The sequence below is a fragment of the Eubacteriaceae bacterium ES3 genome (genome assembly GCA_030586155.1).
GTDB lineage: Bacteria > Bacillota > Clostridia > Eubacteriales > Eubacteriaceae > Acetobacterium.
This window is the reverse complement of the sequence record CP130741.1, coordinates 3,111,156-3,124,067: the sequence shown is the minus strand read 5'-3', so window position 1 is coordinate 3,124,067 and position 12,912 is coordinate 3,111,156. Positions and strand designations below refer to the sequence as shown.

Here is a 12,912-nt window from a genome sequence, read left to right as displayed (position 1 = left end):
AAATAGAAAGTGAGAAATTCCTATGAAAGCAACCAAATCCATCGCAATTACGGGAAAAGGAGGAACCGGCAAAACAGTTGTGGCAACGACCTTAATTCGTCTTTTGTCAGAACGGTTTCCGGGCAGAGTCCTGGCGATTGATGCTGACTCAGCCATGAGTCTTCCCTATACCCTTGATCTGGAAATTAAAGATACTGTCAGCAATATCAGAAAAGGGATATTGGGGACCGATCAGCTTCGAAATGAATTAAATGAAAGCCCGACTAAAGAAATGATGCGCAGAATCTTAACCCATGCTGATGGATATGACTTGCTTGTAATGGGAAGACCTGAAGAACCAGGATGTTTCTGTGCGGTCAATGCCCTGCTTCGATATGGGATTGACTCCCTGGCTGGAGATTATGATTTTGTCATTATTGACGGTGAGGCTGGTCCGGAGCAGATCAATCGCCGGGTTATGGAAAGTATTGATATGCTTCTAGTCGTTGCGGATATGTCAAAAAGAAGTCTGGAAACGGCAGCTGGGATTATTGAAGTGGCAAGAGATCAGGAAGATGGAATCAAGGTCGCGGAAGCCGGCCTGGTGCTTAATCGGGTTAAAGATGATCAGGCAGCCAATGCTTTTATTAAAAAAACCGGCTTGGAAATTTTTGCAACTCTGCCGGAAGATCAGCTGGTTAACAGTTTTGATAGAGAAGGGAAAAGTTTGTTGGAATTGCCGATCGACTCTCCATGTCCTATGGCTGTAGCAGAGATTATAAAGAAACTCATTCCTGATGAGTCACTTTCGGTAGCAAATTAAGAATTATAGAGCCTTTTATATGATTAATAAAGCGCGGCTAATATCAGCCGCGCTGAAAAAAACAATTAGATAGTGCCTTGTAAAAAGGAAAGGAGAAAAATCAATGGAAAATTGGAATAAATATGTTGAGGATAGAACCCGCAGTGTAGCGGACGTTTCAAAACTGATTGAATCGGGAGATGTGATCTGGCTAGGCAATACAATGTGTATCCCTTATGAGGTCTTGGATACCATTGCAGATCGGTATGAAGAACTGGAAAATGTCACTTACCTTTCTAATATGTTTTTAAAACCGACCAAACACCTGATGGATCCTAAATACCGGAAGGCATTCAGAACATTAAGTTATTTCCCTAACATGCTGGAAAGAGCGGCCCATAAAGCAAATCTGGTTGAGTATGTGCCAATTCCCTATTCTTATGTTCCCTATTCGGCAACAGATATTTATAAAACCAATGTGTTCATGACAGAAGTCTGTGAACCGGATGAAAATGGATATGTGAATGTTGGTGTTCTGGGTACCACTTTTACACCTCAGATTATGCGAGCTGGTAAATTTGATAAAAAAATTGCGGTCATCAATAAAGAGCAGCCTAAGGCAAAGGGCGAGGTGGAGAACGTCTGCATTCATATCAGTGAGTTCGACTATTTCTGTCATAGTGATCATGAACTGCCATCAATCCCGCCCTCGGCTCCGGAAGAGGTAGACAAGCAAATTGCTGACTATATCATGGAATATATCAATGACGGTTCCACCGTGCAGATTGGCTTGGGAGGTCTGGCCAATGCAGTAGCAGGAGAAATGACGTCAAAGAAAAATCTTAAAGTGTACACAGAAATTGTTACCGATGCCTGTGTTGATTTGGCAGAAAAAGGTTGCCTGCGAGAAATCGTAGCAGCAGGAGCATTTGGGATGCCTAGATTGTATAAATTTTTAGGTGAAAGTGATCTGATCACTTTTGGTACCTCAGAAAATGTTATTTCGTTTGATGCAGTTTCCCAAGAGGATGATTTTGTTGGTATTAATGGCTGCCTAATGGCTGATGTGACAGGACAGGCCTGCTCAGAGGCGATTGGACCACTGCAGTACGCCAGTGTTGGCGGACAGGCTGATTTCGTTAAGGGGGCCAATAAAGGAAGAAACGCCGGAAAAAATTCGGTATGTTTTCTGGCAATGAGATCAGCTTATACTGATAAAGACGGAAACCTGGTTTCTAACATTTTAACTGAATTACCGCCGGCTTCGGTTGTGACAACACCTCGGGGAGAGGCCATGTTTTATGTAACAGAGTATGGAGTTGCGGAAGTTTATGGTAAAAGTATCAATGACCGAGTACGGGCTATGATCTCGATTGCTCACCCGGATTTCAGAGAAGAACTTAAAGAAAAGTCTATTGCGCTGGGAATTGCTTTCCCTTCTGACTTCGAATAAGTAGTATAGAGCTTAATCGTTTTTCAGTAAAATATTAAAAGTTCGGCCTGTGACCTGGTTAAGAAATCACAAGTCGAACTTTTTTGTGGTGAGAAAAGTTTAGAAATCGCAATAAAAAAGATTGTGAGAGCGTTTAGATGAAATAAGTGATTTTTTATTGCTGGAAGTTGCATAAAAATAGGCATGATAACGGTTAACAGTTTTTTATTGCATGGTTTTTGAAAAAGTGGTATACTGCTATCTGGATTAGGAAGTGGTATCCTTAGAGGATACAAAATTTAAACTGGAGGAAAAAGGAATGAAAAAATTGACAAAAATTGGTGTTTTGCTGATGGTCATGATGATGGTTGTTTCTTTGTCGGCCTGCTCAAGTGATTCGTCGTCAGCCAGCGATGAAAATACTTATGTGATCGCCACAGATACCACATTTAAACCATTTGAATTTCAAAATGAAAATGGTGAACAGGTAGGAATTGATATTGATCTGCTGGCTGCTATTGCTGAAGATCAGGGCTTTACTTATGAGCTGAAAGTGGTTGGTTTCGATGCTGCCTTGGGTGAGGTTTCTAGCGGCCAGTCTGATGGAATGATCGCTGGTATGAGTATTAAGGAAGAACGTAAAGAAGTCTTTGATTTCTCAGATCCTTATTTCGATTCAGGTGTCGTCATGGCAATTTCTGCCGACAATGATACCATTACATCTTATGAAGATCTGGCCGGCCAGAGAGTGGCTGTGAAAAACGGGACTGAAGGGTCTGCCTTTGCCGAGTCGATTAAGGACCAGTATGGATTTGAGCTTATTTCTTTCCCGGATTCAGCAAATATGTATGAAGATGTAAAAGCGGGTAATTCTGTGGCTATGTTTGAAGATTATCCGGTTGTTGGAGATGCTATTGTCAATGGAATGCCGTTTAAAATTGTGACTGAAATGGAACGTGGCAGCTCTTATGGTTTTGCCGTTAAAAAAGGCGAAAATGCTGAGCTTCTGGCGATGTTCAATGCTGGTCTTGCCAATTTAAAGGCAAACGGAAAGTATCAGGAAATTCTGGATACCTATATTCAGGAGTAGTTAAATCTAAAAATGGAAGAATTATTTGGAATCATCTGTCAGCTCAGCTGGCAGATGATTTCTCTAGGTTATCCAAAAGTGTTGGTTCGAGAGTGAGTCAAGACTATTGGACAACCGTTTATTAAGGAGGAAAAGTTGAGTATAGTAGAACTTATTGTCCAGAACTGGTCTCGCCTGTTAGGCGGTCTGGGAATGACTGTTGAGATTACAATTATTTCACTTGTATTTGCGGCGATTATCGGCCTGGTTTTTGGACTCCTGTCTGTAGCACCGCAAAAATGGTTGCGGGCCATTGCTGTTGTTTATGTGGATATTGTGCGGGGAACGCCACTGCTGGTGCAGGCGTTTTTTATTTATTTTGGGATACCAATGGCATTGGGCATCAGACTGGACCAAAACCTGGCGGGAATTATTACGCTAAGCCTTAATGCCGGTGCCTACCTGGCTGAGATATTTCGAGGCGGAATTGAGTCCATCAACAAGGGCCAGATGGAAGCGGCCCGAAGCCTGGGACTGCCCTATGGATTGGCAATGAGAAAAGTTATTTTGCCACAGGCGATCAGAACAATGACCCCGGCGCTTATTAATCAGTGTATTATTACGCTTAAAGATACATCCTTGCTATCGGTTATTGGAGTGGTCGAATTGACCCAGACTGGAAAACTGATTATTGCCAATAATTATCAGAGCTTTAAAATGTGGTTGATTGTCGGAGTTATGTATTTTATTGTGATTATGATTTTATCGAAAATATCAAAACAGATAGAAAGGAAGATGTCGTATGGGAAAAGTAAAAATTAAAAATCTTAAAAAGACATTTGGGGAGCTTGAAGTTCTAAAAGACATTAACCTGGAAATCAAAGAACAGGAAGTAGTTTGCATTATCGGACCCTCCGGTTCCGGTAAAAGTACCCTCTTGCGTTGCATGAATGCTCTGGAAGAAGCCACCAGCGGAACTGTGGAGGTGGACGGAAACGATATTACCGGAGCCCATGAAAAAATTAATCTCTTTCGGCAAAATATTGGAATGGTGTTTCAGCAGTTTAATCTCTTTCCCCATATGACTGTCCTTGAGAATATTTGTCTGGCACCAGTGTCCTTAAAACTGAAATCGAAAGATGAAGCTAATGCGATTGCAATGGGTTTATTAAAGCGAGTAGGACTTGAAGAAAAGGCTTCTACTTATCCGGGGCAATTATCTGGTGGTCAGCAGCAGCGGGTGGCAATCGCCAGAGCCTTGGCTATGAATCCAGATGTGATGCTGTTTGACGAGCCCACTTCGGCGCTGGACCCGGAAATGGTCGGTGAGGTTTTGAGCGTCATGAAGCAGCTGGCTAAGGAAGGAATGACCATGGTTGTTGTAACCCATGAAATGGGTTTTGCCAGAGAGGTGGCCGATCGGGTAATTTTTATTGATGAAGGCTATATTGTAGAACAGGGACCACCCCAGGAAATTTTTGCCAATCCCCAGAATGAAAGAACCATTAACTTCTTGAATATGGTTTTATAAAAAAGATATGATAGATTTTAAAATTGAAGAAAACTTAAATAGAATGTAAAATATTAATCAAAAATTGAAAATGAGCTCAAATTAATCAGGATTAATGTTTAACAAATTGATAGTGGGGTATTTTTATACAAAAACGAAAGAGGTTAATATATGGAAAAATTTAAAACCAATCTGATTGCCTTATATCGGAATCTGACGGGCTGGATCAGAACTAATCCTTTACGTACGGCAGGAGTATTGCTGATCCTGCTCATGTTATCAGGATTTTTCATGCCCTTTTTAAGCTTTGGGGTAGAGCTGCAAGTATCTGGATACGAAGAAGATTACACTCTGCTGGATTCTGAGAATTCAATTATCACAGTGAGCCTTGAAGATTTTCTCTTTCAGACCCCTATTGATGAGTTGGAAGTATTTGATATGCCCCTATCTGATTTAACGATTCGCGGAGTCTCTGTCCTTGACATTATGAGAACCCCCTTCCCGGAACTTCAAAAACTTAATTGGCTCAACAGTGCATTAAACAATCCCAGCCTGGATTACCTGGGAGATGCCCAAATTCAAAACCGCATCAGTGCTATCTTTACCAACGGGGATCAGATTAACAATCTGTTAAATGGCGCCTATAATATTGTTTTAAATGCTAGAAATGTTGAATCATCACTTGAAGCTATGCAGGACAGTGCCTCAGAAGCCTTTGATACGGTAAACACGATGATGGAACAACTGGATCGATTAAAAACAACTTTGAATGAACTAGTCTTTATTCTCTTTTTCATTAATATGCTTTTATTACTTGTTATGGCTGTTAAAAATGTATCGGCCTGGTTTCCACTGATCATTTCGGGAATAGAGTTTATTTTATTTATGGTTCTGGGTTTTGGTCTGAAATGGGTCAATAATGCGGCGAATCAGTATCTAAAAACTTTAACAGACTCCATTAATACCAGCATTTTTGCAAATGTCAAACAGCTGATAGAAGGTGTATTTGGAGGTTTGGGAACGATGCTGGTAGATTTTCTGATTAAGGATCCGTCTTTTTTCTCAGCCAGTGTCAGCTTTAATCTGGGCAGCGGTTATTATGTATTAACCGTCTTTATGTTTATGATTACCGCAGTCAGTATTGGTTTGGTGGTGATGGACAAAAAAAGGAAATCACCTACAGTTAAGTTAATTGACGAGGAAAGCTCAGAGGACGTTCTGCCGCCGGCAAATACAAATTAAACTAATGATGTTATTTAAAATCCGAACGGAGCCTTTTTCGTTCGGATTTTTTACGTTGATTTCTAATTAAGGTATGGTGGAATAATGAAGCCGTGCCTTCGGTTGCGCTATGCTCAACCTTGGCGGCGAAGCTACACGCTCCGTCTTCGCTATGCTGCGTATTCGACCTCCACTGCGTTACGGTCTCATCGCTTGCTTCGCCTTATGAACATAGAAAAGCACCAAGACAAATTCAAGATTGCTTGAAAATTTGACTTGGTGCTTTTCTATGTTCGCACGGCTTCATTATTCCGCAATTTGGGATATTTTAATGCTTTTGGTGTGTTCGATGGGTTCCCAGACGTCGATAGGTTTTATAAAACACAGGACATTAATGGGGATCCAGGTGGCCAGATAGAGCCAGAATGAAAAGATTGAACGACGGTTGATTTCCTTGACTTTTTTACCTTCCATCCACAGGATCAGCACTGAGAATATTACGCTGAATACTAGCCCTGTCAGGGAAAATAAAATCGCAAAGTTTAGGGCATCAGACCAGATGCCGGTTGAAATATAAAGCATAATCATAATAATAAAGGATGAGATGGTATAGATACTGGTCAACACCTGGATAAAAGGTGCGATTAGAAATAAAAGCATATCCAGGGCACAAAAGTCTCTTTTTTCCAGAAAAGTATGGAGCAGATCCTGGGAATAGAGCCCAAAGCATTGAATTGTTCCAGTGGACCATCTTTTTCTTTGAGACCAGGACTGGTCAAACCGCAGGGGATGCTCGTCAAAAGTTTTAGCTTCTGGTACCCATGCCACACGATAACCTTTCAGGATGCACTGGGTGGTAAACTCGATATCTTCTGTTAGGGTAAAAGTCTCAAAGCCTTCTTTTTTTAGCAGCTCAGCAGATACCATAAAACCTGTACCATTTAAAGTTGCAGATAAACCTAAGCGATAGCGAGCCAGGTTTAAAAACCGGTTCAGGGTCCAATAGAATACTGACTGACAGCCGGAAATCCAAGAATCATCAGGATTTTTGCTGTCTCGATAGCCTTGAGCAAGTTTCTCTCCGGAACAAAGTACATTATTCATAGCAGAAAAGAAATTTTTATCGACCAGATTATCAGCATCAAAAATGCAGAAAGCATCGTAATGATCGTGGCGGGAAAAAATGTATTTAAAAAACTGAGATAAGGCGGATCCTTTGGATTTAACTTCAGAGGTACAGGTCATGATCTTAGCGCCATGTGCTCTGGCAACTTCCTCAGTATCATCGGTACAGTTATTAGGGATTACGTAGATATCCATGAGTGCATCTGGGTAGTTCTGGTGTTTTAGACTCTCAACCAGATTACCAATTACTGCCGCTTCATTACGTGCTGCAATAACTGCAGCGATTCGGTTTTGGGGAGGGTAGTTCTGATAGTGGTTATGTCGCGCGTAGCCGAAAAAACCAATTAACAGGTAATAAAGCCCATAAATAAGAAATGGAAGCCCCAATAAAAACAATAAAACAAAGATCTGTGAAACCATTGCTAAACTTCTCCTTATATAAATTCAGGTTAGAAAACCTGAGGGTTGCATCATTGCGAAATAAGTATAAATAAGCAATGAATAAGATTCGAAGAATCAAAATATCGATATTGTTATTACATACGACAACCACCAGGAAGCACAGGTTCATGGTGGTTGAAAAATTTATGGTGGGTGCAAAGTTCAAAGGCAGTTTAACATAAATCGAAGAATTTCACAAGTTTCTTAAGGGTTTAGGGCCTAAAATAAGTGATTGATTTTAAGGTAATTCAAAGGTTTCTATGAATATTCTTCCAATTTTTTGTCGACAAGTCTGGTTCGCGGCATTTCATTTTTATGCATCCTGTCTAAATAGTTCCAAAGCATCACTAATCCTAGCGGCCAGATCAAAAAGCTCCACAATATGAGCCACCATTTTGAATTGTAAAACGGGGTGTTCGTTTGATTTACATCGTTTTTCATGATTTCCTATCTCCTTTTCTTAATTTTAAATACAGCAGAAACCGGAAGTTAAGATGCGTGCAGATCTGAAGGTTTCTTTAATTTCCGGATTATGAATAGTTGTTGCTATTTTTTTACCCTTCTAAAGTTATAAATAACAAAAAATAGGAAATTACGAAAAAAACAGTTCCCGAGTCAAATTAAACTCAGGAACTGTATGATGTTAAGAAGATTTAATTTATGAAGTAATCTCTTCTTCCTCAATATAGGCATCTGCATTTTCGAATTGTGAATTGTAAAGGTTGGAGTAAAAACCTGCTTGAGCAAGAAGCTCTTCATGATTACCCTGCTCGATAATATCACCATCCTTCATAACCAGAATCAGATCAGCATTTTTAATAGTTGAGAGGCGATGGGCAATGACAAAACTTGTTCGTCCTTCCATCAGATTATCCATAGCCTTTTGAATCAGCACTTCAGTTCGTGTATCTACAGAAGAAGTAGCTTCATCAAGGATTAGAATCTTTGGATCTGCAAGGATAGCCCGGGCAATAGTTAAAAGCTGTTTTTGTCCCTGGGATACATTGCTGGCTGATTCATTAAGAATCATATCATAACCATCTGGCAGCGTATGAACGAAATGGTCAACCTGAGCGGCTTTAGCGGCTCTTTCGACGGCGTCATCGCTGGCATCCAGTTTACCGTAACGGATGTTGTCGTGAATGCTGGCATTATAGAGCCATGTATCCTGAAGAACCATCCCGAAAAGCTTTCGCAAATCATTCCGGGCAAAGTCTTTAATCGGATGGCCATCTATTAAGATTGCACCAGAGTCGACATCGTAAAAACGCATCAGCAATTTGACAATCGTTGTTTTGCCGGCGCCTGTTGGCCCGACGATGGCAATTTTTTGGCCCTCTTTAACTTGCGTTGTAAAGTTTTTAATAACGGGTTTGTCGGGACTGTAACCAAAGGCAATGTGGTCAAAGGTTACATTTCCATTTACTTGACTCAAATCAAAATCAGTATGTGATTCGCCCACTTCTTCCTCTTCTTCAAGAAAAGTAAAGACACGTTCGGCTGCAGCTGTTGTTTGCTGGAGAATGTTTGAAATATTGGCAATTTGGGTAATCGGTTGGGTGAACTGGCGGACATATTGGATAAAGGCCTGAATGTCACCGACCGATAATTGTCCGTTAATAGCCAGGTAACCACCCAGGATAGAAATACCGACATAGCCGATGTTTCCGATTCCCATCATCATTGGCATCATCAGTCCAGATAGAAACTGGGCTCTCCAGGCAGAGCTGAATAAGGTCGTGTTATATTCTTCAAAGGTTTCAAAAGAATCTTTTTCCCCATTAAAAGCCTTAATAACCTGGTGGCCACTATACATCTCTTCTACATGGCCATTGATGTGACCCAGATAAGTCTGTTGTTGGCTGAAATGTTTTTGCGATTTTTTAACAATCGACATAATCACGATCATTGAAACCGGTAAAATCAAGAGCGCAACCAGAGTCATTTGCCAGCTGATTGAAAGCATCATAATAAGAATTCCGATGACACTGGTCACCGAGGTAACAATCTGGGTGATGCTCTGATTTAAGGTCTGGTTGACGGTTTCAATATCGTTGGTCAGAAATGAAAGGACTTCACCATAGCTGGTTTTATCAAAATACTTAAAGGGCAGGCGATTGATTTTATCAAAAATATCTCGTCGCAGGTTATAAGTGACCTGCATGGACAGTTTGGTCATGATCAGTCCCTGAATATAACCAAAGATTGCTGAGACCGAGTAGAGGCCGAGCAAAAACAGGATAATCCTTCCGATATAGTCAAAGTCGATTCCCTCGCCATTGTCAGCGATCATATTCATGACTCCTTCAAAGAGTGCAGTTGTGGCATTCCCCAGAATTTTTGGGCCGACGATGGTAAAAACGGTCGAAGCAATAGCAAAAATCAGCACAAAGAAAAGGCGGATTTTATAGACAGATAGATAGGCAGCCAGCTGTTTAAAAGCTTTTTTGAAATCTTTTGGCTTTTCTCCAGGCATCATGGCATGAGGTCCACCGCCTCCTGGTCCCCGTCGAGGGCCAGGTCCGGGAGCAGCTGGTCGTTGGGTATTGGTTGGTTTATTTTCTTGACTCATAGACTTAATTCCTCCTCTGATAATTGTGAGGACGCGATTTCCCGATAACACTCACAGGTTTGAAGCAGTTCCTGATGGGTTCCTTTACCGCAGACCCTTCCTTCATCCAGAACGATAATCTGTTCTGCATGCATGATGGTGTTGATCCGCTGGGCGACGATTAAAACTGTACTGTCACCAGTATAATTTTTCAAAGCCTTTCTCAGAGCTAAATCTGTCTTGTAGTCCAGAGCTGAGAAGCTGTCATCGAAAATATAGATGGCAGGTTTTCTGGTTAAGGCTCGAGCAATTGAAAGTCTTTGTTTCTGACCGCCGGAAACATTACTGCCACCCTGAGAAATTTCTCGGTATAAACCTTCTGGAGTCTGATTGAGAAGACCGGTGGCTTGAGCAACATCAGCGGCAATATTTAAATCATCATCAGTGGCATTTTTATCACCATAGCGCAAATTGGTTGCGATAGAGCCAGAAAATAAGACCCCTTTCTGTGGAACGTAGCCAATATGGCTGCGCAGATCGTGCTGGGTAATTTCCCGAATGTCAATATCATCGATGGTTACAGAACCTTCTGTTACATCGAAAAATCGGGGGATCAGGTTGATCAGGGTTGATTTACCGGAACCGGTTGAACCGATAAAAGCAGTGGTCTGGCCAGGCTGAGCCACAAAATCGATATCATGGAGGACATCTTCATCAGCCCCTTCATAACGGAAAGAAACGTGATTGAATTTAAGAACTGGACGTTTGTTGGCAGGCAGCGTTTTAGGCTCAGTGGGATCAACGATACTGGGTTCCATTGCCAAAACTTCCTGAACACGATCGCCGGAAACTGATGCTCTGGGGATCATGATAAACATCATTGAAATCATTAAGAATGACATGATAATCTGCATAGCATATTGCATAAAGGCCATCATATCTCCGACCTGCATGGTTGACTCAGCGATTTGATTAGCGCCGACCCAGACTACCAGCAGGGTAATGCTGTTCATGATAAACATCATGGTAGGCATCATGAAGACCATGACGCGATTGACAAAAAGGTTATTATTCGTGGTATCGGTATTAACTGTTTTGAAACGTTCTTTTTCAAATTCCTGATTACCGAAGGCCCTGACAACCATCAGTCCGGTGAGGTTCTCGCGGGTTACCAGATTTAAGCGGTCGACCAGCTTCTGAATAATTTTAAATCGAGGCATAGCGACAATAAAGACGACGCCGATTAACAGGACAATCAATACAATTGCCACCAGGATTACCCACCCCATAGAAGTCGTTTTTCTGAGAGCCATAATGATTCCGCCGGCAGCCATGATCGGGGCGTAACAAAGCATACGGATACCCATAATCAGTACCGTTTGAATCTGCGTAATATCATTGGTATTACGCGTGATTAAAGAGGCGGTTGAAAAGTGATCGAATTCCTTGTTTGAAAAGCTTTGTACCTTTTTAAACAGATCACGGCGCAGGGCCTGAGAAACTCCGGCAGCCATTCTGGCTGACAGATAGCCCACAGCGATAGCGGCACAAATACCCAGCAAAGATAAGAGCAGCATCAGTCCGCCGATTCTTAAAATATAAGAGGTCTGAATCCAGTTGATATCGACACCCAATTCTGCATAAAATTGTTTGGTAAATTGAATAGCTGTCTGGATTTGGATCGATTCTGGAGTATCCAGTGCCTGTACTCTGGCATCATCAAAGGAATTGGCTGGTACCATGGCAAGCATGGGCAGCATGTCGTATACTTCTGAAAAATCGATATCACTCATATCACTGTTGGTTTCAGAAGCATCCAGGCCGGTATCGAGGGAGCGGACAAAGTAAATAAAGGTCCAGGTCGCTTGACCAAAAATAGAATCCAGATTGTCAATATTTTCCTGACCGTCTTTATTAAGGACATAGATATTTTGATTGGCCAGCTCCGGATAGGTTTCAAGCAGAGCTTCATAATCCGGTTGACTGCTATCATCAGATGTGACCAGATCATATGAATTAGTGACGGTATCCTGATCTTCCTCCTGCATAAAGGTGGTCATAAAGGTGTAGCCATCTTCACTGATGGCTTCCGGGGCGGCGTGTTCTATTCCGTTTTGCTGGATGCCGACATTGACAATGTCAGACATAAAGTTAGGCAAATTCAAATCAGAAAGAGCCTGAACAAAAAGCAGCATAATGGCAAGAATCAGCACACCCACATAGGGCTTTAAATAACGTGCCAGTTTTATCATTGCGTGTTTCCTTTCAAATTACTGTTGTTTTCAATTTCTTCAAAAGCATCAGCTAACTGATTAAGCAAATCAATCAGTTTCTGACTGTCTTCAGGGCCAATAATCTGCATGGCCTGGTCATAAACCTCTGAAAACGCATGATTTGACTCATGAAAAAGTTTTAGTCCTTTTTCAGTAAGGCTCACATATACGATTCGTCGATCTTGTTTTGCTGGTCGTCTTTCGATCAAATCAAGTTTTTCCAAAGTGGAGAGGGTTTGCGAAACGCCGGGCATTGAGATGCCAGTCTTTTTACTGATTTGTGAAATTTTAATGCCTGGTGTTTCCTGATGACATTCGCAAAGGCGGCTGATTGTTGACAGCATAAAAAACTCATGCGGTTTAAGATGCTGTGGAAGCTTATGCATGCGACGCATACTGGATTTGCGAATACGGTTGAAAGCATGGAATAAAGTATTGCCAGTTGGGTTCAATGCGTGCTCCTTTCTTAAAAATAATTAATTTAATTAATAGTTAACCTGCTTAAGTAA

Annotated in this window: 10 protein-coding genes; 6 read left to right on the top strand and 4 right to left on the bottom strand. The window is 41.4% G+C overall.

Annotated features, from left to right (window positions below):
- Window positions 1-22: 22 nt before the first annotated feature.
- The 6 genes from Q5O24_14420 (at window position 23) to Q5O24_14395 (ending at window position 6,034) form a co-directional block, all read left to right on the top strand.
- On the top strand, window positions 23-802 hold the full coding sequence (locus Q5O24_14420) for an AAA family ATPase (protein WKY47526.1): 780 nt from the start codon (window positions 23-25) through the stop codon (window positions 800-802).
- Between the two features lie 103 nt (window positions 803-905).
- Window positions 906-2,234 (top strand): acetyl-CoA hydrolase/transferase C-terminal domain-containing protein, encoded by a 1,329-nt coding sequence (locus Q5O24_14415; protein ID WKY47525.1) that lies wholly within the window; start codon window positions 906-908, stop codon window positions 2,232-2,234.
- 298 nt (window positions 2,235-2,532) lie between these two features.
- Window positions 2,533-3,303 (top strand): transporter substrate-binding domain-containing protein, encoded by a 771-nt coding sequence (locus tag Q5O24_14410; protein WKY47524.1) that lies wholly within the window; start codon window positions 2,533-2,535, stop codon window positions 3,301-3,303.
- Between the two features lie 135 nt (window positions 3,304-3,438).
- Window positions 3,439-4,104 carry an amino acid ABC transporter permease gene (locus tag Q5O24_14405; GenBank protein WKY47523.1) on the top strand — a complete coding sequence of 222 codons (666 nt, stop codon included), beginning with the start codon at window positions 3,439-3,441 and terminating at the stop codon, window positions 4,102-4,104.
- A complete protein-coding gene (locus Q5O24_14400; protein WKY47522.1) occupies window positions 4,085-4,813 on the top strand; it encodes an amino acid ABC transporter ATP-binding protein in 729 nt (242 codons plus the stop codon). Before Q5O24_14405 ends, Q5O24_14400 begins: the two co-directional genes overlap by 20 nt.
- Window positions 4,814-4,963: 150 nt before the next feature.
- The gene (locus Q5O24_14395; protein WKY47521.1) at window positions 4,964-6,034 is read left to right on the top strand and encodes a hypothetical protein; all 1,071 of its coding nucleotides are present in this window, start codon (window positions 4,964-4,966) and stop codon (window positions 6,032-6,034) included.
- A gap of 285 nt (window positions 6,035-6,319) precedes the next feature.
- On the opposite strand, the gene Q5O24_14390 is transcribed toward Q5O24_14395, so the two are convergent.
- The 4 genes from Q5O24_14390 to Q5O24_14375 all read right to left on the bottom strand — a co-directional run bounded on the left by Q5O24_14390 (window position 6,320) and on the right by Q5O24_14375 (window position 12,855).
- On the bottom strand, window positions 6,320-7,558 hold the full coding sequence (locus tag Q5O24_14390) for a glycosyltransferase family 2 protein (GenBank protein WKY47520.1): 1,239 nt from the start codon (window positions 7,556-7,558) through the stop codon (window positions 6,320-6,322).
- 679 nt (window positions 7,559-8,237) lie between these two features.
- Window positions 8,238-10,058, bottom strand: coding sequence for an ABC transporter ATP-binding protein (locus tag Q5O24_14385; GenBank protein ID WKY49266.1), 1,821 nt, complete (start codon window positions 10,056-10,058; stop codon window positions 8,238-8,240).
- An 89-nt stretch (window positions 10,059-10,147) separates the two neighbouring features.
- Complete coding sequence (locus Q5O24_14380; protein ID WKY47519.1) at window positions 10,148-12,382, bottom strand: ABC transporter ATP-binding protein; 2,235 nt, start codon at window positions 12,380-12,382, stop codon at window positions 10,148-10,150.
- Window positions 12,379-12,855: a MarR family winged helix-turn-helix transcriptional regulator gene (locus Q5O24_14375; protein WKY47518.1), complete on the bottom strand. Its 477-nt coding sequence runs from the start codon at window positions 12,853-12,855 to the stop codon at window positions 12,379-12,381. The genes Q5O24_14380 and Q5O24_14375 overlap by 4 nt, the downstream gene beginning before the upstream one ends.
- Window positions 12,856-12,912 lie beyond the last annotated feature (57 nt).